Genomic DNA, 23,379 nt, shown 5'->3' with positions numbered 1-23,379 from the left:
GTCAGGCACGCTCCGATCGCCTGGTTTCGAGGGCGAGGCTTCGAAAGCTGGCATAGCTCGCCTCGACGATCTGGTTCACGGCGGCCTCCCGATCGTTTCCATCGACCGTGCCGCCTGAAAGACGCGTCACGCGCTCCGGATTGATCAGCGCGTAGTAGAGCGAGCCGAGCAGGAACTGGCTGCGCCAGACGAGCCCCGCGAGCGGCGCGCCCGGCACGCAATCAGAAAGAGCCTTGATGAAGGCACGGCTCGTTTCGTCGAAGGCGTCCGCAATGATCGCCTGCGCGTCGGGATTTCCTTCCGCCGAAAGGACGGCGCGCATCCGGGTGAATTCCGCGCCACCGCCGTCGCCTTCCGAGGACGAGACGAAGGCCGGAACGACATAGGCCCGCAGGATCGCCATCAGCCGCTGGTCCGCATCGCTGATCCGAAGGGCTTCGCCCAAGAGTTCGCGGCGGCGGGCGTTCATCGGCACCGTGTGGCGCTCATAGACCTCCCGCAGCAATTTCGCCTTCGAGCCGAAATGGTAGGTGAGGCTGCCGACATTGGCTCCGGATGCCTTGGCAATGTCGCGCAGCGAAACGGCATTGTAGCCGCTGCGGGAAAACAGGGTCACGGCGTTTCGAAGCAAGGCTTCCCTCAGGTTCGGGCGCATGAGAATCCATAGTCAATTGTCCGCCTAATTTGTACAGTTGTACAAATTAGGCGTCAACAGAAAACGGCGCCACGAAAGATGAAGGTGATCCCGGTCAAAATTGGCGCTTGGTCTCCGATCTCTCGGCCTGAAGCGGCTGGTTCCGACGCGCCATGAACCCGTCGAAAAAGGCCGACAGCTCCGCTTGGCCATCGAGCGGCAGCACATGCGCGACATATTGGTCGGGCCGGACGATGACCATGCAGCCCTGTTCGCGGTCGATACCGCGCATGTCGAAAATGTCCTGGGCGTTCTTGAAGTCGGGGCAGAACATTTTCTCGTAGTCGCGGAGCCCGTAACGGCCTTTGCTCGGCAGAAGGAGGGCAGGCATCGCGTCGACGGCGAGCGTCCGGTGGGCCTGTTGGAAAACGGCGCGGAAGTCGATCACCGAGTCGATGTCCTGACCGGCGGGCGTATGTCTTTTCACCGGCGAGTGAGGGTCATGCGCCAGAAAATCGCAAAGCGCCCGAAGCCGCGAGGAGGGCTGGGCGCGGTCCTCCGCTCCGGCAAAGGCATAGATGCGCCAGCGGCCGTCAGCCTTCGCGGCATGGCCAAGCTGCATCGGCCTGGCATCGGCCAGCCGGATTACCGGCGCCGAATGGAACCGCGTACCGATCGTCAGCCCCTTGGCGAGATGCTGATGGGTCGCCTCGCCGGTCAGCACCGACGGCGTGTAACGGGTCGCCGTGCCTGCTGTATAACGTCCGGACCGCACGAAGTATTTCTGGACTTCCGCCGGTTCGATACCGTCGGGATGATCCGGCGATTTCAGCGGCGCGCTCAGCATGGCCGACCATTCGCGGTCGAAGTCGATCAACTCCTTGGCGATGGTCTGGCGTTCGGCGGAATAGCTGTGCAGTACCTCAGGCCTGCACAGCCCCTGCAGAACGGCCGCCAGCTTCCAGCCGAGGTTGAACCCGTCCTGCATCGAGACGTTCATGCCCTGGCCGGCTTTCGGGCTATGCGTATGGCAGGCGTCGCCGGCGATGAAGACATGCGGAAGGCGGTCCTCCGGAGCGTCTTCCGGCACGTCGTCGAACTTGTCGGTGAGGCGCTGGCCGATCTCGTAGACCGACCACCAGGCAACCTCCTTCACCTCGAATGTGTGGGGATGCAGGATCCGCTGCACGGCCGCGATCAGCTTGTCGACGGTGATGTTCCGGCTTGCCACCCGCTCGTTTTCGTTGAGCTTGTCCATCTCCACATAGATGCGGACCATGTAGCCGCCTTCGCGCGGGATCAGCACGATACTGCCCTCCTCGGCGGATTGGATCAGCGCCTTCAGGCGAATATCGGGAAAATCGGTGACCGCGAGCACGTCCATGACGCCCCAGGCGTGGTTGGCGGAATCGCCGTGCAGTGCCCGGCCGATCGACTTACGCACCGTGCTGCGTGCGCCGTCGCAGCCGACGACATAGCGGGCCTTGACGGTCTCGACCTCGCCTTCGTGGGAGGGATCGAGGCGCTCAAGCCTTGCCGTCACCGGATAGTCGGTGGCCGAGGGGTCGATCTCAAGATCGATCAGGCGCCGCGAATAATGCGGTTCGAGCCGGGCCGGTGATTTGCGCATCACATCCAGGAAGAAATCCTGCACCCGCGCCTGGTTGAGGATGACATGCGGGAATTCGGAAAGCCCCTCCTCGGTATCGTCGATCTTGCCGCTGCGGATAATGTTTTCCCGCCCTGGCTCTTCAGGTTTCCAGAACGAGGTCTCGTTGACCCAGTAGGATTCCTTCAGCACCCGCTCGGCGAAACCGAAGGCGTGGAACATTTCCATCGTGCGGCAGGCAATGCCGTCGGCCTGGCCGCGCAGCAGCGGGCCGGGTCTCTGGTCGACGATGCAGGTCCTGATGTCGGGAAAGGCGGAAAGCTGCGCGGCAAGCGTCAGGCCCGCCGGGCCGCAGCCGACGGTCAGGACATCGACTTCCGTGGGAAGCGCCTTCGTGTCGGCGGGGGCCGTGTATCGATCCTCCGGATGAAAGATTTCCGGGTCGCCGGGCTCGAACCCGTTCAGATGGAATTGCATGGAACCGGTTTCCTCCGCATGTTTCTTGAGGGCGTCCGCGGAACGGATTCGGCGGATCCAATATTGATCAGTATGCTGATTATCAGTATACGTGTCAAGATTGCGACGGCTTTGGAGAGTTTGGTGAAAGACAACAATGACATGCCGGGGCATCTGGCCCGCCGGTTCCAGCAGATCGCCGTGGCGGTCTTCCATGCCGAGGTCGATGAAGCCGGTTACGATCTGACACCCGTTCAATACGCGGCGCTCGCCGCGATCAGCACCAATCCCGGGGTCGATCAGATCACCCTGGCCGGGCTCATCGCCTACGACCGCACCACGATTACCGGGGTGGTCGATCGGCTGGTGCAGAAGGGCCTGCTGGTGCGCAATGCCAGCACCAAGGACAGGCGTGCCCGCGAGTTGCAGATCACTGACGAGGGCCGAAAAACCCTCGACGGAATAGCGCCGGCGGTGGAGGCGGCGCAGGAGCTGATGGTGCGCGGCCTGACGGCAGAGGAGGCGGATGAGCTTCTGCGGCTTCTGCGCAAGGCGATCGCCGCCGGCAATGAACTGAGCCGGGCGCCACTGCGCGAAACGTCGGATACGGCTAAAGGGAAGCTGGCCACCTAACCCGCTTTCGGCGGTCGCTTGTCACTGCCGTTTTGCGGTTTCCAAAATGGCTGCGATCTCGGTAAAGCCGCGTGATCTGGCATGCTGCAGCGCCGTCACGCCGTCCTTGTCGGGGATGCCGGTAGCGGCGCCGGCTTCGACGAGCAGCCGGACGATCTGCACATGGCGGGCTCCGCCGTCGCCGAGGATGATCGCTTCGAGCAAGGCCGTCCATCCGAGATTGTTGACGTGGTCCACATCGACACCGGCCTCGATCAAGGTTTTCACCGTCTCGACATGGCCGCGCTCCGAGGCCGGGATCAGGGCCGTTCCGCCATAGCGGTTGGTGCTCTTGAGATCCGCGCCATGCGCAAGCGTCAGGCGCAGGATTTCCAGCTGGCCGCGGGCACCGGCATAAAGATAGGGACTGTCCTGAATATTGTCCCTGGCATTGACGTCGGCACCGGCCTCGATGAGCCGCTTTGCCGCCTCGATATTATTGGCATGGGTTGCCGCGAGAAGCGCCGTCTCGCCGCGCGCGTTGCGGGCATCGATCTTGACGCCGCCGGAAAGCAGAGAACCGATTGTCCGCACGTCACCGCGCTCCGCCGCTTCGATCAACCGGCTTTCCCCGTTCTCGGACATGGCGGCTCCCGTGGTCATTGCGGATATGGTGATCGCCGCGAACAGCGTTTTCAGCGTCCGCCCGGAATTTTTATAGGTGGGCATTTTGTCTCCCCCTTCATGTCTTTTCCTCCCGGAATCCGGCACTATCGAGGCCTCTCCTACTCCGTCGCCGGACATGCCGTGTATCGCAATCGCCCGCTGTTAACCTTTTGTTGACCATATTTTCCGAGCCTTGCTTCCCACACATCACGTGTGTAGGCCGGTTACAGCAGGGAGAAGAGCATGACGCTCGTGACGTTGCCAAACAAGATTCTGAGAAACAGCCATCATACGCTTCTGGTGATGCGAGACGGCGCCATCTGTCAGGCGGTCTGCGTCCTCAACGACGGCAAGATCGGCGATGTGAGCTCGAAGCTCTCTCTCATCGAGGAGATCGCCAGCCGCAAGCTTGATGTCGGTGACGTGGCGTTCGATGGCCGCGTCTGGATCACGCCTGCCGATATGCCGCGCCCCCAGCATCCTGCTCGGCACTAGCTGAGCTAATCCCGGCACTGCGGAGCAAAAAGGACTGGCATGCACCGGGATCCGTGCCGCTTGTCGGCCGCGGGGGAGCGTGAGGAAAGGGCGGTATCCGGCCCCCGAGCATGCTCAAGGGCCGGATAAGCCGGGAGGTATCAGCGGAAAAGGTCGAGAATGCGCTTCGACTGCTCGTTGACGATGCTCAGACCGATCGTCTGGAGCTGCTGCTGCACTTTCGCGGCATTGAGCCTGACGGCGCTCTCTTCCATGTTGGCATCGACGAGACGCCCGACACCACGGTCGATCGCATCATGCAGCTTGGAGAGGAACTCCGTATTGGCATTGATGCGGCTCGACGTCGAACCGAGCTTGGCGCCGGCGGAGGTGAGGCTCGAAAGCATGCTGTCGGTGGCGGAGATCATGCCGTCCAGTTCGTCTTCGGTCGTCGCGTTCGAGATCTTGATTTCGCCAGCGGTTGCCGAGGCCTGGGATCCCGTATCGAGCAGGTAATATTCGTAGGCAGTGCCGTTGGCGGTGGTGCCGGAATAAGCCTTGGTCAGAAGGCCATTGGCGGCATCGCCGCTGCTGGTCAGCGTCGTCGAAGCGGTATCGAAATCGATCGTGTTAAGGGCCGTGCTGCCGTCGGGGTTGGTCGACGCGGACGCAAGCAGCGACTTGACGCCCGGTGCCCCGGCGGAACTCAGCCAGTTTTCTCCGTTGAAGGACGAGGATTCGGCGACCGTGCCCAGCTGATCCTTGAGCTGGGTGATTTCGGCGTTGATGGCGTCGCGGTCCACGCCCGGCGACCGTGTCAGGATGAGTTTCGCCTTGATCTCGGAGACCAGGCCGGTTGCGGCCTCGATGCTGAGCGAAGCCGTGTCCGTCATCGCGGCGGCAAGACCGGAGGCGTCATCCACTGCCGAGAGGGACGTGCCCGTAGAACGCATGGAGGTGGCGATCGACCAATAGGCGGCGTTGTCGGACGCCGTATTGACGTTGCGCCCGGTTGCCACCTGGACAGTGTTGCGCTCCAGCGCCTTGGCGGAGCCGGTCAGCAACAGCAGGGCAGCGGCGGCCGACGGATTATAAGAAATGCTGCTCATGAAGCGTCTCGCAGGTGGGAAGGACACGTTACGGGCTCAGGCAGTGAAGATCGGCATCATGCCTTCGAGCCGTCGCCGCGTGGGCGCACGAACTCATCACCTGCAATCACTGTGCAGGAGCGAGATTTCAAAGCATTTGCAGGATTTATTAAGGTTTTAATGATTGGCGGATTTTTTGTGGGGACGGCGGGGTTGGCGGTCTGGCACACCCCCAACCAATAAGGACCAAACCATGCCGTCAGAACTGGCGTTACTTCGCAAGCGGCAAGCCGTGTTTCTCGCCATATTCATTGCCAAACCGGATTGCTTCGGCTGCCAAAGTCGCTCGCGCGACATATCTATCTTCAGCGCACGAGCCTCTAAAACAAGATCGCTGTCCACCAAAAGCCGAGTTGATTTTCGAGTGGACGGGAGTGGCTCTCTCCAGAGTTGATGCGAAAATGATATGCGCATGAACTCTGGAGAGAAAGCTCAATCGTCCTTCATCTTCAAGGCCGCGATGAACGCTTCCTGCGGGATGTCGACCTTGCCGAACTGGCGCATGCGCTTCTTGCCTTCCTTCTGCTTGTCCAGAAGTTTGCGCTTGCGGGTGGCGTCGCCGCCGTAGCATTTGGCGGTCACGTCCTTGCGCATGGCCGAGATCGTTTCGCGGGCAATCACGTTGCCGCCGATCGCCGCCTGGATGGGGATCTTGAACATGTGCCGCGGGATCAGGTCCTTCAGCTTCTCGCACATGTCGCGGCCGCGCTTCTCCGCCGCAGAACGATGGACGAGCATGGACAGCGCATCGACCGGCTCGCCATTGACCATGATCGACATCTTCACAAGGTTGCCCTCGCGATAGCCGTGCAGATGGTAGTCGAACGAGGCATAGCCCTTGGAGATCGACTTGAGGCGGTCGTAGAAATCGAACACCACTTCGTTGAGCGGCAGCTCGTAGGTGAGCATGGCGCGCTTGCCGACATAGGTCAGCTCGGTCTGGATGCCGCGCCGATCCTGGCAAAGCTTCAGGATGCCGCCGAGATAGTCGTCCGGGGTCAGGATCGTCGCCTTGATCCACGGCTCGCGGATTTCCTCGATCTTGACCACGTCGGGCATGTCGGCCGGATTATGCAGTTCGCGCTCGGTGCCGTCGGTCATCGTCAGCTGGTAGACGACCGAAGGCGCCGTGGCGATGAGGTCGAGGTCGAATTCGCGCTCCAGGCGTTCCTGGATGATTTCCAGATGCAGCAGGCCGAGGAAACCGCAGCGGAAGCCGAAGCCAAGCGCCGCCGAGCTTTCCATTTCAAACGAGAAGGAGGCGTCGTTGAGGCGCAGCTTGCCCATCGCGGCGCGCAGGTCCTCGAAGTCGGCCGCATCGACGGGGAAGAGGCCGCAGAACACCACCGGCTGGGCCGGCTTGAAGCCCGGCAGCGCCTTGGCGGTCGGGCGCTTGTCTTCGGTAATCGTATCACCAACGCGGGTATCGGCCACTTCCTTGATCGAACCGGTGAAGAAACCGATCTCGCCGGGGCCGAGGCTATCGACGGCCAGCATCTTCGGGGTGAGCACGCCGACGCGCTCGACCTGGTACTTGGCGTCGGTACCCATCATGCGGATGGTCTGGCCCTTGGCGAGCACGCCATCGATGATGCGCACCAGAACCATGACGCCGAGATAGGTGTCGTACCAGCTGTCGACCAAGAGCGCCTTGAGCGGGCCCTTTTCGCCGAGCTCGCTTTTCGGCGGCGGCAGCTGGTGGACGATCGCTTCGAGCACGTCGGGAATGCCAAGCCCGGTCTTGGCCGAGATCAGCACGGCCTGCGAGGCGTCGATGCCGATCACTTCCTCGATCTGCTCCTTGATCCGCTCGGGTTCCGCGGCGGGCAGGTCGATCTTGTTGAGGACGGTGACGATCTCGTGGTTGTTGTCGATCGCCTGGTAGACGTTGGCGAGCGTTTGCGCCTCGACGCCCTGAGACGCGTCGACGACGAGAAGAGAACCTTCGCAGGCAGACAGCGACCGCGACACTTCATAGGCGAAGTCGACATGGCCGGGCGTGTCGATGAGGTTCAGGATATAGGTCTCGCCGTTGTTCGCCTTGTAGTGCAGGCGCACGGTCTGGGCCTTGATGGTGATGCCGCGCTCGCGCTCGATATCCATCGAGTCCAGCACCTGTTCCGACATGTCGCGCTCGGCAAGACCGCCGGTCGTCTGGATCAGCCGGTCGGCGAGCGTCGACTTGCCGTGGTCGATATGCGCCACGATCGAGAAATTGCGGATATGGTCAAGCGGAGTGCGGGTGGAATTGGTGCTCATGGCTCGCGCATATAGCAGCGCGAATCCCTGCCGCAAAGCGGAAAGATAACCTTTCGTTGAGGATAAAGCCCTTCGGCTTAGGCTATTTGCCGGGCTTTTCCGCCTCCGGACCGGTCATGACCGAGGCGTTCGGAAGCTGGGCGCTGCGCAGTCCGAAATTCTCCCGCTCGTCGGAAGGCACGCCCTCGCGCTCCTTGAGGCGCCAGATCACGTAAGCCCCATAGGCGATCGCCACCAGGATCACCGCATAGATGAACGTATGCTGGCCGAAAACGGGGGTAAGCAGCGTCACCCCGAGCGGCACGATGGTGGCCGCCGTCGACCAGGCGACCAGAAGCGTCGAGGAGAGCGGCACGAAATCGCCGGGATCGGCCCGGTCGTTGGCATGCGCATTGGCGACCGAATAGACGGTCTCGACCGCGCCGCCGAAGACGAGGAAGACGAGCATCAGCAGGATCATCATCGAGAAGGACACGAACAGCGCCGCCAACCCGGCCGCGACGATCAGCCCGCAGGTGATCAGGAGCACGAAACGGCGGTCGATACGGTCCGACAGCATGCCGAGCGGATATTGCACGAACAGCAGCCCGGTCTGCATCACCAGCATCAAAAGCGCGACGTCCGCCTGCGCCACGTGGTTGGTGGTGGCGTAGATCGGCACGAAGCCCTGCACCACCATCGACAGCCCGCCCGAAGCGAGCACGCCGATCAGCCCGACCGGAGAGATCCGCCAGGCCATTTTGATGTCGACATTGACATTGGCGGGTGCCGGCGGGTTGGGCAGGCGGGTGAGCCCGATCGGCAGGATCGACAGCGCGGTGACGAAGACGACGGCAAGCGGCGCGAGGTTGCCGTCTGTCGGAATGCGGCCGAAAATCCAGGCGCCGGCGCCGAGGCCGAGCACGAAGGCCATGTAGAAGAAGGACATCGCCCGGCCGCGCCATTCATTCGAAGCGGCGTGGTTGAGCCAGCTCTGGGCGATGATGAAATTGACGTTGGAGGCCGCTCCATAGACGCCGCGCGCCAAGACCCACCAGATCGGCGGCGGGTTGATGGCGATCAGCACGGCAGCGATGATGACCATCGCCATCGAGCAGGGAAACAGGCGGGCATGGCCGACCCGGCGGATCAGCGGCCCGCCGACGATGCAGCCGATGAGGCCGCCGAAGGCGAGCGTCGGGACGGCGGCGCCGGCGGCCCAGGTGTCGCCCGTCTGCGTCAGCACGAAAGGAACATAGGCGGACATGATGCCGCTGCCGATGGCGGCAATCGTCATCGAGACGACGATGCTCGCGATCGACAGGGGCGACGCCGTCTCGATTGTCTGGCCGTTCATCTCGTTTCTCCGGAGGCGCAGGCGTCGGCGATTTCCGCCGACTTGAAGCCTGATACTGCTCCATAGCCGATGGAACATGACAGGAGCTATCGCGGAAGCGCCATCGCCGGTAAAATTCGCCTTTCCACCATCGTCCCACTTGATTCTATGATAGGAGAATGCAATTCTCAGATCATGGAACAGACGGATCATGACATCGAAAACGCCATCAGCGACCGGCTGAAGAGCCTGCGCGCCCGCGCCGGGTTGACGCTCGACGAACTGGCGAACCGTTCCGGCGTCAGCCGCGCGATGATTTCCAGGATCGAGCGGGCGGAGGCGAGCCCGACTGCGGCGTTGCTGGCGAGGCTTTCGGAAGCGCTCGGGCTTTCTCTTTCCGCCTTCTTCGCCGACGACGACACCCGCAATTCGCCGCTCATCCGCAGGGCGGAACAGAAGCTCTGGCGCGATCCGCATACGGGTTATCTGCGCCGCTCGGTTTCACCGCCGGGCACGCCATCGCGCGTCGATATCGTCGAGGTGGACTTCCCGGCGCATGCGCGGGTGAGTTTCCCGCCGCGCGAGCAAAGCCGGGTGATGACCCAGCATGTCTGGCTCTTCGAAGGGGTGCTGGAGATGATCATCGGCGAGACGGTCCACACACTCCATCCCGGCGATTGCCTCTACATGGATATCGGCAACGCCTTCGATTTCCACAATCCATCCGACCAGCCAGCCCGTTACGCCGTCGTTCTCGACCGCGGCCGCTGAACACTTTTCATCAGGGGATTTTTAAGATGCCAGGAGCCATTTCAAGATGAACGTCACCATTCGCATCCTCGATGCCGGCGAAACCCGCGCCGCGATAGCCGATCTCTCCGAGACCTTGTCCGACTGCGTCAATGGCGGCGCTTCGCTCGGCTTCATGCTGCCCTTCGGGCCACAGGACGCGGTCAGCTACTGGCAGGAGATTGCCGATGCGGTCGAAAAAGGCGGCATCATCCTCGCAGCGGCTGAAGTGGAGGGAAGGGTTGTCGGCACCGTGCAGGTGGGCCTTGCCGCCAAGCCGAACCAGCCGCATCGCGGCGACCTGATGAAACTCCTGGTGCATCGCTCCGCCCGCGGGCTCGGCCTGTCGCGCAAGCTGATGGACGCGGTGGAAGCGGAGGCGGCGCGGCGCGGCCGCACGCTTCTGGTGCTCGATACCGCGACCGGCAGCGACGCGGAAAAGATCTATCCGCGCTTCGGTTGGGAGCGGGTCGGCGTTATCCCGGATTATGCCATGTGGCCGCAAGGCGGTTTCTGCGGGACCACGCTGTTCTACAAGCGCGTTGCTTGAGGCCGCGAAGAAAAAATCCGGCAAGAGAAGTCCATCCAGCTCGATTTATTCTTGCAAATCAGGGCATATGAACCTGCGCCGATTGATCAGGCGCTTTCATGGGGGACGTTATGCTGATTTTTAATTCGCTGCCGGCGATGCGCCGCGCAGCCTTGATGGCTGTTCTTACCGCAACCATCTGCTCCGCGGCCGGACAGGCCCTGTCTGCCGACGTGAGCTTCATGATGCGCAACGAGCATCCGAACGCCGTCGAAGTCGAGCTCTACAGCCAGGACCGCAAGCATGTCTGGCCCGGTGGCAACCAGGTCTATTATCTGGATGACGGCGAAACCAAGCAGATCCATCTGTCCTGCCAGCAGGGCGAGAACATCTGCTACGGCGCCTGGGTCTCCGGCGACAAGCAGACCTATTGGGGCACGGGCCCGGGCAACAAGGAAGTCTGCGAAGATTGCTGCTACGTCTGCGAAGGCGGCGAGACCGAGGAAATCAATCTGGTCGAATGAAGTTCCGCAAGCCAGTGGATCGGCCATCGGCCGGTCCCGCTATTCCCGGGAAACCGGGGGCTCTCGCAAAGCGGCGATCGCCGTTTCGAGCAACATCCCATGCTGCCAATGCACCGCTTTCAGGACGTGGTTCTCCAGAGCCGGGAGGTATCGGAAAGATGATGCGTGGTTTTCTCAGATTTGCATCGATCGCTTTTATCTGGCTGGGTTTCTCCTTCGCCTCAGCGGCGCAGGACGCTCCGAAATTCCTCCAGTTCGCCGAAGAGGTCTATGCGGGTCCGCATGCGCCGGTAAGACTGGCCACCAAGGACGATCGGGCTTTCGCGACGCGGCTGAAGCAGGCGGCCACCCAGCCGGTGAACTTCGCCGGCCACTATATCCTCGCCACCTGGGGCTGCGGGGCGGAATGTCTCGGCGGCGCGGTGATCGATGCCCGCAGCGGTAAGGTCGTCTTTCTTCCCTATTCCGTCTGTTGCTGGGGCGAGGGCGATCCGTTCTATTACCGGAAGGATAGCCGGCTCATCGTCTTCTCCGGCGTACTCAATGAGGAAGGTCCCAAAGGTGCGCACTTCTTCGAGTTTAGGGACGGCACCTTCCTACATCTTACGAGCCGGGCCAAGGATGGCACGGCACTTTCCGGTATTCCCAAACCGTCAAAATAGCCTCTCGCTCAATCGCCGGATTTCAGCGCCTTGTCGAATGCGGTGACGATCAGCCCGGTCAGTTCCCGGTGGATTTCGGCACGCTGCCGGCCGGTTTCATCGCAGATAGGATCCTGCTCGCCGATAGATTTCAGGAATTCCGCCGCATCCGGTTTGCAGACGGGCAGGAAGCTGAAATGGTCGGCATTCTCGACCTGCGCGTAAGCGGCGTCAGGTGCCTGGCTGGCCAATGGTCGGGCGTATACGGCAGCCGGAATCTTGCCGGCGCCGCCGAGATTGATAAAGGTCACCGGAATATCGATGGCACTCACGCTGGCTGCCGTGAAAGCCATCGCAAGGCCGGGATCGACGATGACGGCCGCGGTGATGCGCGGATCGCGGTTCGATCGTTCGAAGCGTGTCCTGTCGACGGTTTCGAGAGCGAATGTCTCGACCGCGACCTGTTCGCCATCGGCAAAACCGCGCCCGCCTCGGAACCAGGTGCAATCCATCATGGCCGGATAGTCGTCGCAATATCGTTTGTAGGCATCGAGATCGGCACGGGCGCCGGCAAGCTCAGTCGCCGTACTGCCGCCGAGCGAGAACCCGAGAACGCCGATATGCTCCGCGTCGATTGCCGTCTTCCAGGGGGCTTCTCCGGTCAAGGCGGTGATGACGTCGGAGAGGTCCTGGGTGCGTTCCCAGATCTTGGGCGTGGCGGCCGGCGTGGAATCGCCGCTCGTGGTGCCGGGATGATTGGGGCCGGCGACGATGAAACCCGCTTCGGCAAGCTTGGTGGCAATCCAGGTCATGCCTTCGGCGCGGGAACCGGAGCCATGGGACAGGAGCACGAGTGGAAAGCGGCCGCTTTCGAGGGACGCGTTCTTGGAAGCAGGCGATCCCTCGAAAATCCGGTTGTCGCCGATGAAAGTCTTTTCGCCGTCACCCTTTGACGGGTACCAGACGGTGACCGCAAGTGCCCGGTCGCGCTCGGGCGAAACCACGCTGATTTTCCGGACACCGACCGGATCGGCGGCAAGAAGGGGCGAACTGCCGATACCCGCAAGCACAAGGGCAACAAGATGGAGGGTGGGTCGCATGGGAGCCTCTTTCGATCTGGGAAAAGAAGGCTGATCCCTGGCAGGGGGAGGGCAGGTTGACGACCTCGATCACGTTCGAGGTCGTCCTTAAACGTGATCTTGTCCTATCGGCTCAGATCCGGATGCGCTTTTCCGTCAGGAAATAAAGGAAGGCCACAACAGGCAGGGCAAGGCCGATCGAGGAGGCGAGCAGCCAGCCGCCCTCGGCAAAGGCCCAGGCGCCGACGGCCGAGCCGATTGCGCCGCCGCAGAAGAAGGTCGCCATATAGAGGCCGTTGAGCCGGCTTCTCAGGTCCGCGCCGAGATTGTAGATCGACCGCTGGCCGATCACCATCGTCATCGTCACGCCGAAATCGAGCAGGATGGCGGCAAGGGTCAGAAGCGCAAGCGCGACGACCGAGCCCTCCGGCGCGATGTGCGTGATCAGGAAGGCGACGGCGACGGCGGCGATGCCGAAGACCGTCGCGGGCCGGCCGAGATCGCGGTCGGCAAGGCGTCCGGCGATCGGCGAGGCGATGGCGCCGGCAACGCCGGCGAGCGCAAACAGCGCGATACCGGCCTGGCTGAGATGGAAGGCGGGACCGGCGAGAACCAAAGGCGTCACCGTCCAGAACAGGCTGAACGTGGCGAACTGGCAGGCCTGGTAGAAGGCCCGGCGGCGCAGGACCGGTTGGCTGGCGTAGATGCTCCCCATCGAGGCAAGCAGAGCGGCATAGGAGAGCTTCGTTTGCGGCACGCGCTTCGGCAGCCGGGCGGCAAGCACGAAACCGAGCAGGATCATCACCGCCGCCGACAGGAAGAAGACGGCATGCCAGGAGGAGATTTCGGCAACGAAACTTGAAACCGGACGGGCCATCATGATGCCGATCATCAGACCGCTCATGACATTGCCGACCACCCGCCCGCGATTGGCGTCGTTGGTGAGGCTCGCAGCGAACGGCACGATCATCTGCACGGCGGTGGAGCCGATGCCGATCGCGAGCGACGCGGCAAGGAACGGCACCGACGCGGTCGACAGGCCGGCACCGAGCAGCGCCAGCGTGACGACGCCGATCATGGTGAGGATCAGCCGGCGGTTTTCGAGAAGGTCGCCAAGCGGCACGACCAGCAGCAGGCCGAGGCCGTAGCCGATCTGCGTCAGCGTGACGATGAGGCCGGTGGCATGTGCCGGCAGGCCGATCGAGGCAGCGATCGGGCCTGCGAGCGGCTGGGAATAATAGAGGTTGGCGGCGACGAGCCCGCAGGCTGCGGCCATCACGAAGGTCATGGCGGCGGACAGTCCTGAAGTGGCCGCCGGCGTGGCCATCGTTGCGGTATTGGTAGTCATGGAAAGCTCCTTGGGAGGAAGGATCGGATAAAATCAGTCGAGAAGTCTCATGGCCGTGTCGACCACGGAAAGGGCCCGCTCACGGCTCGGGCCGGTCTTGCCCAGCACCCTGAGCCCCTGGGTTACCGACAGCAGAAGGCGTGCGGTGGCGGCCGGATCGGTTGTTGTCGGAATGGAGCCATCCGCATGGCCCTCGCGGATCAGGGTTTCGAACAGGGCTTCGCTGCGCGCCATGGAGCGATCGACCCGCTCGGCGGCCTCGGCATCGTAGACCGCAAGCTCGATCGCCGTTCCGACGACCAGACAGCCGCGCCGGCCGTTCTCTCCATGCGAGGCTTCGGCGTAAAAGCGCAGCATGCGGGAAACCTTGTCGCGGCCGTTCTCGCCGCCGGCCAATTCCTCATCGAGGACGGCGTTGCGGACTTGCTTGTAACGGTCGAAGCTCGCGAGAAAGATCGCCTTCTTGTCCTTGAACGCCTTGTAGAGACTGCCGGCGGCAAGCCCCATGGCGTCCTTGAGTTCGGAAATCGAGGCCGCATGATAGCCCCTCTCGGAAAAGACGACGATCGCCTTGTCGAGGGCCTCTTCGATCTCGAATTCGCGGGGACGACCCGGCGGGCGCGTCGTAGCATTGATATCCATGATGGCGGCTTAATTTGGAAACGATCGTTCCCCAATAGAAGCATGTTTGCGCTTCGTCAAGAGCAAAGCCTGTTTACCGCGTGCGAAGCCTCGGTGCAGGCGCTTGCGCCCGGTCGAAAAATGAGTGGGAACACTTCGGCTACCGAGCGGTTACGCCTCTGTCACCAACCCCAAAAGCTGGAGGCAGACATGAGCAAGAGTGATGTGCAACAGGCCGTGAAACGCGCTGAGAAGCAGGTCGAGAACACCAGTTCCGGTGGCCACCTCGGCGGCACCTATTATGGCCAGAACCCCGACGGCAAGACGGCGTCGACGAACACCAATGTCGGCAAGAACCGTCCCAACACGGGCAGCAGCTAGACGTCACCAGGATCAGGAGATTTGAAGAGCCCCGCCGCGTGCGGGGCTTTTGTTGTATGATCTCCAAATCCGGTTGCGAAAAAAAATCGGTTGCGTCTGTCGGGAGGGGAGGCGCTCACGCGTCCTGGGTTCAAGGATGGCATTGCGATGTAGCGCCATCCGTCCTGATCTCGGAACCTGTGACAATGGGGAGTAGACATGAGTAGCAATTATCGTTGGGTCATCGTCGCAGCCGGCGCCCTGATGGGCTGCGTTGCCGTCGGCACGATGTTTTCGCTTGCCATTTTTCTGGAGCCGATCGCCAGGGCGACCGGTTGGTCGCATGCCGGCATTTCAAGCGCGATGACGCTGAATTTCGTCGTCATGGGCCTCGGCGGCTTCATGTGGGGCACGTTGAGCGACCGCTTCGGCGCACGGATCGTTGTGCTGATCGGGGCGGTACTTCTCGGTCTGGCGTTGGTACTCGCCAGTCAGACGCAAAGCCTGATCGCCTTTCAGTTGATCTACGGCTGCCTCGTCGGGCTTGCCGCCAGCGCCTTTTTCGCACCGATGATCGCCGTCACCATGTCCTGGTTCGACGAACATCGCAGTCTGGCGGTCTCGCTGGTATCGGCCGGCATGGGCATGGCGCCGATGACCGTCTCGCCTTTCGCCCGCTGGCTGATTACCGCCTACGACGACTGGCGTCTGGCCATGCTCTTCATCGGCATCGGCGCCTGGATCCTGCTCCTGCCGACCGCTTTCTTCGTCCGCAATCCACCGGTCCTGACCGTTGCGGAGGGCACGGTTTCGGAGCCTGGCGCTGAAGGCGCCGGCATGCCGCTGGCGAGGGTGTTCCGCTCGCCGCAGTTCCTGGTGCTCGGATTTACCTTCTTCGCCTGCTGCGCGGCCCATTCCGGGCCGATCTTCCATATGGTGAGCTATGCGATGTTCTGCGGCGTGGCGCCGATGGCGGCGGTCAGCATCTACAGCGTCGAAGGGGCGGCAGGCCTCGGCGGTCGCATCCTCTTCGGCGTGCTGGCCGACCGGTTGGGCGTCAAGCCGGTGCTGATCGGCGGGCTGATGATCCAGGCGGCGGTCATAGCGGCTTATACGATGGCGAGCGATCTCAGCCAGTTCTACATGCTGGCGGTGATTTTCGGCGGCACCTATGGCGGTGTCATGCCGCTTTATGCGGTGCTGGCGCGGGACTATTTCGGGCCGAAGATCATGGGCACCGTGTTCGGCGCAGCAACCATGCTGTCGAGCATCGGCATGGCCTTCGGGCCTCTTGCCGGCGGCTGGGCCTTCGACCATTTCGCCAATTACGACTGGCTGTTTTTTGGGTCGGCGCTGGTCGGCCTCGGGGCCGTGGCGATCGCTCTCGCCTTTCCGCCGCTGCCGCGCCAGCCGGCACAGCTTCAGCCCGCCTGAGCCGTTCGGACATGCGCAGCCCGAAAACAAAAAGAGCCCGGAAAATCCCGGGCTCTTTTTGACGTTCAGTGCTCGGCCGGAGCCTTGCGGCCCTTGGCTCGAACCGGAGCCGGGGTCGGCTCGGCAGCTTCGCGTTCGAGGCGAAGCTGACGCAATTTCTCGGTTTTCTTTTCCCGCTGGGTCGCTTCCGCCGAAATGATGGAGCGCGCGGTAAGATCTGTCGCGGCAGCTTTGTCACGCGCGGAAAGCTTGGTGGGATTGAAGAATTCGTCCTTGGTGGCGGCCATAATATCCTCCTTCCTGGTGGGATGTCCGTGCGGTCAGAGCGATCAGCGCGCGGGGCGGACCACTTTCTTGGGAGCCGGCAGCAGGCCTTCGCGCTGCATCTTCTTGCGGGCCAGCTTGCGGTAACGCCGCACGGCCTCGGCCTTTTCGCGCGCCCGCTTTTCGGAGGGCTTTTCGTAGGCGCTGCGCGCCTTCATCTCGCGGAACACGCCTTCGCGCTGCATCTTCTTCTTCAGCACCCGGAGTGCCTGCTCGACATTGTTGTCTCGGACTAGAACCTGCAAACTATATCCTTTCTATTGCGAGTGGATCCCGCGTCAAATCGCGGGGCCGAACTGCTTGCCTGGACCGGCCGAAGGCCGGAGCAAAACAAAAAGGCCGGGCGCTACCCCGACCTCTTCCCGTCATTCAAGCCGTCGCCGCCAGTACATCCGTGGTCAGCAGAGGCGAATGACATCCTTATGCGGCCCGAAGGTTGTCGGCCGAATTCTTGCCGGATTTACGGTCGCGGACGATCTCGTAGGAGATCTTCTGACCTTCCGTCAGCGAAGACATGCCGGCGCGTTCGACAGCCGAAACGTGAACGAAAACGTCCGTTGCACCGTCATCAGGCTGAATGAAGCCGAAGCCCTTGGTACTATTGAACCACTTCACGGTCCCAGTATTCATGACGATTTCCTTTCAACGCCAGAGATTGCGGACAGTATTTCGCCCGCTTTAATCGATATTTGATAGGAAATCTGACTGGGCACCTGGCCCGGATGCAAAGGTCGCAAGCAATTTTCGATAACGTCAATATAGGCTTCGTGCGCTGATAATCAATGCTCCCGCGGCGATTTAATTTTCCGGAGGCTTGCCCGCATGGCGGATTTTCTCGCTCAATGGCCTGATTTCACAATGTAATATTGTCGGCGCGACCTCTCGGCGCAGCCGGAGCGCCCGGCGTAGCGCACGGATCAGAGGTGCAACGAGCGGCCTTCTAAACAAAAAGCCCGAAGGGTCGCTCCGGGCTCTGCATGTCTTTGCGGCGACGGTCAGAGCGTACCGGCGCGCTGCTGCGTCATCATATAGGTGTCGTAGGAATATTCGGCGATCTGCGCCCAGAGATAGGCATCCTTCTTGAAGGCCTGCTGGCTGTCGTAGATCTTCTTGAAGGCCGGGCTCTTGGCCGAGAGGTCGGCATAGGTTTCCATGGCCGCCTTGAAGCAGACATCCATGATCTCGCGGCTGAAGGGTTTCAGGACCGCACCTTCGGCGACCAGCTTCTTGAGCGCGGTGGCGTTATGCGCGTCGTAATTGGCGAGCATGCTCATGTTGGCGGCCGCGCAGGCATCGGTCAGGATCTGCTGGTAGCTCTTTGGCAGGCCCTTGAATTTCTCAAGGTTGAAGAAGGCATGCATGGCCGGGCCGCCTTCCCACCAGGCGGGATAATAGTAATATTTCGCGACCTTCACGAAGCCGAGCTTCTGATCGTCGTAAGGACCGACGAATTCGGTCGCGTCGATCGTGCCCTTTTCGAGCGCGGCGTAGACATCGCCGGCAGCGATCTGCTGCGGGGTGATGCCGACCTTCTGCATGACCTGGCCTGCCAGGCCGGCGATGCGCATCTTCAAACCCTTGAGGTCTTCGACCGTATTGATTTCCTTGCGGAACCAGCCACCCATCTGGGTGCCGCTGTTGCCGGCGGGCAGGGCGTAGAGTTTACGCGGCGCCAGGAATTCGTTGATCAGGTCGTTGCCGCCATTGGCGAACCAGGCATTGGTCATGCGTGCGTTGAGGCCGAACGGAATGGCAGTGCCGAGCGCGAAGGCCGGATCCTGGCCGATGTAATAATAGGAGCAGGTATGCGCCATCTCGACCGTGCCGTTGGCGACCGCATCGGCCGCCTGCAGCGGCGGCACGATTTCGCCCGCCCCGAAAGTCTGGATGGTGAACTTGCCGTCCGTCGCGTTTTTGACGCTGTCGGCGATCTGGTTGGCGGCGTTGAAGATGATGTCGAGGCTTTTCGGGAAGGACGATGTCAGGCGCCAGCTGATGCGTGGGCTTTCCTGCGCGACCGCCGGAGCAGCCAATGCGGTTGCCGCTGCTGCTCCGACCCCGGCCGTGGCCGCCTGCTTGAAGAAATGTCTGCGGTCCATGAAAATCCTCCTCGAAACGAAGTGTGTGCTGCCATACCGGCCCTGTCGGCTTCGCTCATAATCCTTTCATTTCGGCAACGGCAAGGAAATTCCAAAATCTCGCACCGGTACCCGGCCCACCCTCGGGCCGACCGGGCCGCGGCATTCACCAGGAAAGTGTCTGGTCGTCGAAGAAATAGCCCGCTGTCGGACCGTCCGGGCCGAGCGTGGCAAGCCGCACCGGCGCTTCTGCCGCCTGTTCGACGGTGCGATAGCCCGTATGGCCGTTCATGTCAGTGGCGGTATAGCCCGGATCGGCTGCATTGATCTTGATGCCGAAGGGTTCTGCGGCTTTGGCGAGCGAGACGGTAACCGCATTGAGCGCCGTCTTTGACGAATTGTAGCCGAGCGCGTTGATGCCATAGAACTGGTTTTCGGGATCGAGCAGGGAATTCAGCGAACCGAGCTCGCTGCTCAGCATCACCACGCGCCCGGCGCCGGATGCCTTGAGCAGGGGAAGCGCGGCCTGGGTGAGGCGGATCGGCCCGAACGTATTTACCTCGTAGACCGCTTTGACGACCTCGATCGGTTCGTCGAAGGGCTGGTGCGTGAAGCTTTCGGCAATGCCGGCATTGTTGACGAGGGCATCGAGATGATCGGTCTGGCGGCTGAGTTCAGCGATCGCCGAGGCGACGCTTTGATCACTGGTGACGTCGAGCTGCAGGACATGCACGTCGAGCCCCTGGTCGCGCAGTTTTTTCGCGGCTTCTTCGCCCCGGCCGACGTCGCGGCTGCCGAGCCAGACGCGGTAACCCTCTGTCGCCAGCCGCCTTGCGATTTCGTAGCCGATGCTCCGGTTGGCGCCGGTAATCAGTGCTGTCTTCTGTTTGGTCATGTGCAAAACTCCTGTGGTTGCCGGCCACAGATGGCAGCGCGCAGCCCCGGGGCGTGAGCCAAGAACTGCCGATTTCTTGCCTAATCCTCCCGACCGCATCGTCGAAACGGCTCGGCCTCTTGCGCGAGCGCCGGCCAATCGGCATTTCATGGGCATGACCAAGCCCATGGACGAAATCCGCGATCTTGTTTCCCGACGCGCTGTCGGCCGCCGCACCGAAACGCCGGTGCCCCGGCTTGTCATCATGAAGGGCGACAACCCGACCGGCATGCTGCCAAGCGTTTACGAGCCGATGCTCTGCCTCGTTCTGCAGGGATCGAAATGCGTGGTGATCGGCGACCAGGCGATGCACTACGACAGTGCGAGCTATTTCGTCTCCTCCGTGGAGGTGCCGGCTTCCGGGCAGATTGTCGATGCGAGCCCGGAACAGCCCTATCTTGCGCTCAGCCTGACGCTCGATATGGCGGCGATCGCCGAAATCCTGATCGATATGCCGGATGACGCTGTCGTCTGCTACGGCGCTTGTTTCGGAACAAGTCCCGTAACGCCGGAACTGGCCGATGCCTTCCTGCGCCTTGCCCGGCTGATCGAGCGGCCGCAGGATGTTCGTGTGCTCGGCCCGCTGATCGAGCGGGAAATCCTCTATCGGCTGCTGCAGGGGCCGCCGGGCGCGGCGATCCGCCAGCTGGCGCGGCCGGAAAGCCGGCTCGGCCATGTCCGCCGGGCGATCGGCCATATCCGCACACATTTCGATGCGCCGCTCAGGGTCGACGAACTGGCGCGGCTTGCGGGCATGAGCGCCTCGGTGTTTCACCGCCATTTCAAGGAGGTGACCGCCATGAGCCCGATCCAGTACCAGAAGAGCATCCGCCTGCACGAAGCCCGCCGCCGTCTGCTGGCCGAGGCGGGCGATACGGCGCGGGTCGCCTTTTCGGTCGGTTACGAAAGCGTCACCCAGTTCAGCCGCGAATATTCCCGCCAGTTCGGGGCCTCGCCGGCCCGCGATGTCGGGCGCCTGCGGGACAGGATGGCCGGCGACGTCGAACTTGTCGAAGGCTGACAAACAAAAAAAGCCCGAAGCGATGCTCCGGGCTTTTGACGTCACGAACGGGTGCTGATTACAGCGTGCCCTTGCGCTGCTGCACCATCATGAAGGTGTCGTAGCTGTATTCGGCGATCTGGTTCCAGAGATAGCCTTCCTTCTTGAACGCTTGCTGGCTGTCGTAGATCTTCTTGAAGGCCGCGTTCTTGGCGTTGAGCTCGGCATAGACTTCCTGTGAAGCCTTGTAGCTGGCTTCGAGGATTTCCGGGCTGAACGGCTTCAGGACCGCGCCTTCCGAAACGAGCTGACGCAGCGCCTTGGCGTTGCTGGTGTCGTAGCGGGAGAGCATGTTCTGGTTGGCATTGGCGCATGCATCCTTGATCATGCGCTGGTAGCTCTTCGGCAGGGCGTTGAACTTTTCCTTGTTCATGAAGGCGTGGACAGCCGGGCCGCCTTCCCACCATGCCGGATAATAGTAGTACTTCGCGACCTTCACGAAGCCGAGCTTCTGGTCGTCATAGGGGCCGACGAATTCCGTGGCGTCGATCGTGCCCTTTTCGAGAGCGGCATAGACGTCGCCGCCGGCGATCTGCTGCGGCGTGACGCCGAGCTTCTGCATCACCTGGCCCGCGAGGCCGGCAATGCGCATCTTCAGGCCCTTCAGGTCTTCGATCGTGTTGATTTCCTTGCGGTACCAGCCGCCCATCTGGGCACCGGTATTGCCGGCCGGCAAGGCGAAGAGATTGTAGCTGCCGAGGAATTCGTTGAGGAGCTCGTTGCCGCCGCCGACGGAGAACCATGCATTGGTCTGGCGGGCGTTGAGACCGAACGGAACGGCGGTGCCGAGCGCAAACGTCGGGTCCTTGCCGATATAGTAATAGGCGCAGGTATGCGCCATTTCGACTGTGCCGTTGGAAACGGCATCTGCCGCCTGGAGAGCCGGCACCACTTCGCCGGCGGCGAAGGTGTGGATCGTAAAGTTGCCGTCCGAGGCTTCCTTGACGCTTTCGGCGATGTCGGTGGTGGCGGACCAGAGGATGTCGGTGTTCTTGGTGAACGACGAGGTCATCCGCCAGGTGATCTTCGGGGATTCCTGGGCGATGGCCGGTGCTGCAAGCGCGGTCGCGGCAGCGGCGCCCACGCCGGCGGTCGCTGCCTGCCGGAAAAAGTTTCTGCGGTTCATGGGATTATGCCTTCTAAACTTTGGGAGGTGCCCGGATTTGTGCCCGCGCGGGCCGCTCATAATCCTTTCATTTCGGGAACAGCAAGAAAAAAATCCAGAAGATTACGCTGCGCTGCAGCAAAGCTTTCCGGATATTGCGTTGCCGGTCCTCCCGTTTTTCGATCGACGGGAGGGCAGAATTCCCTTGAAGTTTTCCGGCCAGGCCTTAGTTTAGAATTATTCTAATAAGAGGTTTTTCATGCTCGCCCGTCTTCTCTCCAGCTCCAAGCGCCCATTCGCCTCTCTCGACGAGAAGGAAATTCTGGCGCTCGCCATCGCTTCCGAAGAGGAGGACGCGCGCATCTATCTTGCCTATGCGGACAACCTCAAGGACCAGTTTCCGGCATCCGCGAAGGTGTTCGAGGACATGGCGGAGGTCGAGCAGACCCATAAGAACATGCTGATCGACATGTTCCGTTCGCGCTTCGGCGAGCGCATCCCGCTGATCCGCCGCGAGCATGTACGCGGTTTCTACGAACGCAAGCCGGATTGGCTGACCCGCAACCTGCCGCTCGACAATATCCGGGAACAGGCGGAAGCCATGGAGCAACAGGCTTTCCGTTTTTATACCGAAGCGGCAAAGCAGGTCTCCGATGCCTCGACGCGGCAATTGCTGGGCGATCTGGCGATCGCCGAACAGGGCCATGAGGATATCGCCCGCATGCTCGGCGACAAGCACGTGACGGACGACGCGAAGACGGAGGAGGACGAGACCGCCCGCCGCCAGTTCATCCTCACCTATGTGCAGCCGGGCCTCGCCGGGCTGATGGACGGTTCGGTTTCGACATTGGCGCCGATCTTTGCGGCTGCCTTTGCCACCGGTGACACCTGGTCGACCTTCCTGATCGGTCTCTCGGCCTCGGTGGGCGCGGGCATTTCCATGGGCTTTACCGAAGCCGCCCATGACGATGGCAAGATTTCCGGACGCGGTTCGCCGATCAAGCGCGGGTTTGCTTCCGGCATCATGACGGCACTCGGCGGCCTCGGTCACACGTTGCCCTACCTCATTCCGCATTTCTGGACCGCGACCATCGTTGCCGCGATCATCGTTTTCTTCGAACTCTGGGCCATCGCCTTCATCCAGAACCGCTATATGGAAACGCCGTTTCTGCGGGCTGTCTTCCAGGTCGTGGTTGGCGGTTCGCTGGTGCTTGCCGCGGGCATTCTGATCGGGAATGGGTGAAGCGCGACGGCTGCAAGCCGGCAAAACGCTCCAGTGGAGCGTTTTGAGCGTTGAACGCCCTGAGCCTGAGGCGAAAGGCCGGGATACGGTGCGGCAAACTCCCTGAGCTTAAACGAGTAGCCGGAAGTCTATTGTTG

General features: G+C 62.0%; 25 protein-coding genes. 10 read left to right on the top strand and 15 right to left on the bottom strand.

Annotated elements, in window-relative coordinates:
* Window position 1 precedes the first annotated feature (1 nt).
* Together J2X76_RS06365 and J2X76_RS06360 are read right to left on the bottom strand one after the other, a co-directional pair.
* A complete protein-coding gene (locus J2X76_RS06365; protein ID WP_113125430.1) occupies window positions 2-655 on the bottom strand; it encodes a TetR/AcrR family transcriptional regulator in 654 nt (217 codons plus the stop codon).
* 94 nt (window positions 656-749) lie between these two features.
* Window positions 750-2,720 carry an FAD-binding monooxygenase gene (locus tag J2X76_RS06360; RefSeq protein ID WP_310214135.1) on the bottom strand — a complete coding sequence of 657 codons (1,971 nt, stop codon included), beginning with the start codon at window positions 2,718-2,720 and terminating at the stop codon, window positions 750-752.
* Between the two features lie 123 nt (window positions 2,721-2,843).
* Between J2X76_RS06360 and J2X76_RS06355 the strand changes: the two genes are divergently transcribed.
* Complete coding sequence (locus J2X76_RS06355) at window positions 2,844-3,332, top strand: MarR family transcriptional regulator (protein WP_310214134.1); 489 nt, start codon at window positions 2,844-2,846, stop codon at window positions 3,330-3,332.
* A 21-nt stretch (window positions 3,333-3,353) separates the two neighbouring features.
* Here the strand turns inward: J2X76_RS06355 and J2X76_RS06350 are convergent, their stop codons facing one another.
* Window positions 3,354-4,040: an ankyrin repeat domain-containing protein gene (locus tag J2X76_RS06350; RefSeq protein WP_405029979.1), complete on the bottom strand. Its 687-nt coding sequence runs from the start codon at window positions 4,038-4,040 to the stop codon at window positions 3,354-3,356.
* Window positions 4,041-4,220: 180 nt separating this feature from the next.
* Here J2X76_RS06350 and J2X76_RS06345 point away from each other — a divergent pair, with 180 nt between their 5' ends.
* The gene (locus J2X76_RS06345) at window positions 4,221-4,472 is read left to right on the top strand and encodes a hypothetical protein (protein ID WP_113285005.1); all 252 of its coding nucleotides are present in this window, start codon (window positions 4,221-4,223) and stop codon (window positions 4,470-4,472) included.
* Between the two features lie 140 nt (window positions 4,473-4,612).
* Here J2X76_RS06345 and J2X76_RS06340 read toward each other — a convergent pair whose 3' ends face one another.
* The 3 genes from J2X76_RS06340 to J2X76_RS06330 form a co-directional block, all read right to left on the bottom strand.
* Window positions 4,613-5,560: a flagellin gene (locus J2X76_RS06340; protein WP_310214131.1), complete on the bottom strand. Its 948-nt coding sequence runs from the start codon at window positions 5,558-5,560 to the stop codon at window positions 4,613-4,615.
* A 471-nt stretch (window positions 5,561-6,031) separates the two neighbouring features.
* Window positions 6,032-7,858, bottom strand: coding sequence for a translation elongation factor 4 (lepA, locus tag J2X76_RS06335; RefSeq protein WP_113125437.1), 1,827 nt, complete (start codon window positions 7,856-7,858; stop codon window positions 6,032-6,034).
* A gap of 82 nt (window positions 7,859-7,940) precedes the next feature.
* Window positions 7,941-9,194 (bottom strand): MFS transporter, encoded by a 1,254-nt coding sequence (locus J2X76_RS06330; protein ID WP_310214129.1) that lies wholly within the window; start codon window positions 9,192-9,194, stop codon window positions 7,941-7,943.
* A gap of 174 nt (window positions 9,195-9,368) precedes the next feature.
* Here J2X76_RS06330 and J2X76_RS06325 point away from each other — a divergent pair, with 174 nt between their 5' ends.
* The 4 genes from J2X76_RS06325 (at window position 9,369) to J2X76_RS06310 (ending at window position 11,677) form a co-directional block, all read left to right on the top strand.
* Window positions 9,369-9,944: an XRE family transcriptional regulator gene (locus J2X76_RS06325; protein ID WP_310214128.1), complete on the top strand. Its 576-nt coding sequence runs from the start codon at window positions 9,369-9,371 to the stop codon at window positions 9,942-9,944.
* A gap of 46 nt (window positions 9,945-9,990) precedes the next feature.
* Window positions 9,991-10,512, top strand: a complete 522-nt coding sequence (locus tag J2X76_RS06320) for a GNAT family N-acetyltransferase (protein WP_113125439.1) — start codon at window positions 9,991-9,993, stop codon at window positions 10,510-10,512.
* 110 nt (window positions 10,513-10,622) lie between these two features.
* A complete protein-coding gene (locus J2X76_RS06315) occupies window positions 10,623-11,015 on the top strand; it encodes a hypothetical protein (protein ID WP_405029978.1) in 393 nt (130 codons plus the stop codon).
* Between the two features lie 161 nt (window positions 11,016-11,176).
* On the top strand, window positions 11,177-11,677 hold the full coding sequence (locus tag J2X76_RS06310; RefSeq protein ID WP_310214125.1) for a hypothetical protein: 501 nt from the start codon (window positions 11,177-11,179) through the stop codon (window positions 11,675-11,677).
* 8 nt (window positions 11,678-11,685) lie between these two features.
* Here J2X76_RS06310 and J2X76_RS06305 read toward each other — a convergent pair whose 3' ends face one another.
* The 3 genes from J2X76_RS06305 to J2X76_RS06295 form a co-directional block, all read right to left on the bottom strand.
* Window positions 11,686-12,756 carry an alpha/beta fold hydrolase gene (locus J2X76_RS06305; RefSeq protein WP_310214123.1) on the bottom strand — a complete coding sequence of 357 codons (1,071 nt, stop codon included), beginning with the start codon at window positions 12,754-12,756 and terminating at the stop codon, window positions 11,686-11,688.
* A 112-nt stretch (window positions 12,757-12,868) separates the two neighbouring features.
* Window positions 12,869-14,083: an MFS transporter gene (locus tag J2X76_RS06300; protein ID WP_405029977.1), complete on the bottom strand. Its 1,215-nt coding sequence runs from the start codon at window positions 14,081-14,083 to the stop codon at window positions 12,869-12,871.
* A gap of 33 nt (window positions 14,084-14,116) precedes the next feature.
* Window positions 14,117-14,725 (bottom strand): TetR/AcrR family transcriptional regulator, encoded by a 609-nt coding sequence (locus J2X76_RS06295; protein ID WP_113125443.1) that lies wholly within the window; start codon window positions 14,723-14,725, stop codon window positions 14,117-14,119.
* Window positions 14,726-14,914: 189 nt separating this feature from the next.
* Here J2X76_RS06295 and J2X76_RS06290 point away from each other — a divergent pair, with 189 nt between their 5' ends.
* Both J2X76_RS06290 and J2X76_RS06285 read left to right on the top strand, forming a co-directional pair.
* Window positions 14,915-15,085 (top strand): hypothetical protein, encoded by a 171-nt coding sequence (locus J2X76_RS06290; RefSeq protein WP_310214120.1) that lies wholly within the window; start codon window positions 14,915-14,917, stop codon window positions 15,083-15,085.
* A 198-nt stretch (window positions 15,086-15,283) separates the two neighbouring features.
* Window positions 15,284-16,498, top strand: a complete 1,215-nt coding sequence (locus tag J2X76_RS06285; RefSeq protein ID WP_113125444.1) for an MFS transporter — start codon at window positions 15,284-15,286, stop codon at window positions 16,496-16,498.
* Window positions 16,499-16,563: 65 nt separating this feature from the next.
* Here the strand turns inward: J2X76_RS06285 and J2X76_RS06280 are convergent, their stop codons facing one another.
* The 5 genes from J2X76_RS06280 to J2X76_RS06260 form a co-directional block, all read right to left on the bottom strand.
* A complete protein-coding gene (locus tag J2X76_RS06280) occupies window positions 16,564-16,785 on the bottom strand; it encodes a hypothetical protein (RefSeq protein WP_310214117.1) in 222 nt (73 codons plus the stop codon).
* Window positions 16,786-16,827: 42 nt separating this feature from the next.
* Window positions 16,828-17,067, bottom strand: coding sequence for a 30S ribosomal protein S21 (gene rpsU, locus J2X76_RS06275; protein ID WP_113125446.1), 240 nt, complete (start codon window positions 17,065-17,067; stop codon window positions 16,828-16,830).
* 175 nt (window positions 17,068-17,242) lie between these two features.
* Window positions 17,243-17,452, bottom strand: a complete 210-nt coding sequence (locus J2X76_RS06270) for a cold-shock protein (protein ID WP_113125447.1) — start codon at window positions 17,450-17,452, stop codon at window positions 17,243-17,245.
* Window positions 17,453-17,817: 365 nt separating this feature from the next.
* Entirely contained in the window at window positions 17,818-18,921 is a 1,104-nt protein-coding gene (locus J2X76_RS06265; protein ID WP_113125448.1) for a TRAP transporter substrate-binding protein, read from the bottom strand.
* A 145-nt stretch (window positions 18,922-19,066) separates the two neighbouring features.
* Window positions 19,067-19,795: an SDR family oxidoreductase gene (locus tag J2X76_RS06260; RefSeq protein ID WP_113284992.1), complete on the bottom strand. Its 729-nt coding sequence runs from the start codon at window positions 19,793-19,795 to the stop codon at window positions 19,067-19,069.
* Between the two features lie 154 nt (window positions 19,796-19,949).
* Between J2X76_RS06260 and J2X76_RS06255 the strand changes: the two genes are divergently transcribed.
* Window positions 19,950-20,855 (top strand): AraC family transcriptional regulator, encoded by a 906-nt coding sequence (locus tag J2X76_RS06255; RefSeq protein WP_310214113.1) that lies wholly within the window; start codon window positions 19,950-19,952, stop codon window positions 20,853-20,855.
* 58 nt (window positions 20,856-20,913) lie between these two features.
* On the opposite strand, the gene J2X76_RS06250 is transcribed toward J2X76_RS06255, so the two are convergent.
* Window positions 20,914-22,020: a TRAP transporter substrate-binding protein gene (locus J2X76_RS06250; protein WP_113125450.1), complete on the bottom strand. Its 1,107-nt coding sequence runs from the start codon at window positions 22,018-22,020 to the stop codon at window positions 20,914-20,916.
* Window positions 22,021-22,258: 238 nt separating this feature from the next.
* On the opposite strand from J2X76_RS06250, the gene mbfA reads away from it, so the two are divergent.
* Window positions 22,259-23,242, top strand: a complete 984-nt coding sequence (gene mbfA, locus J2X76_RS06245; protein ID WP_113125451.1) for an iron exporter MbfA — start codon at window positions 22,259-22,261, stop codon at window positions 23,240-23,242.
* The last annotated feature ends 137 nt before the right edge of the window (window positions 23,243-23,379 follow it).

This window comes from Neorhizobium sp. 2083, from assembly GCF_031455615.1.
In the GTDB taxonomy this organism is placed as follows: Bacteria; Pseudomonadota; Alphaproteobacteria; order Rhizobiales; family Rhizobiaceae; genus Neorhizobium.
This window is presented reverse-complemented; position numbering and strand designations above follow the sequence as displayed.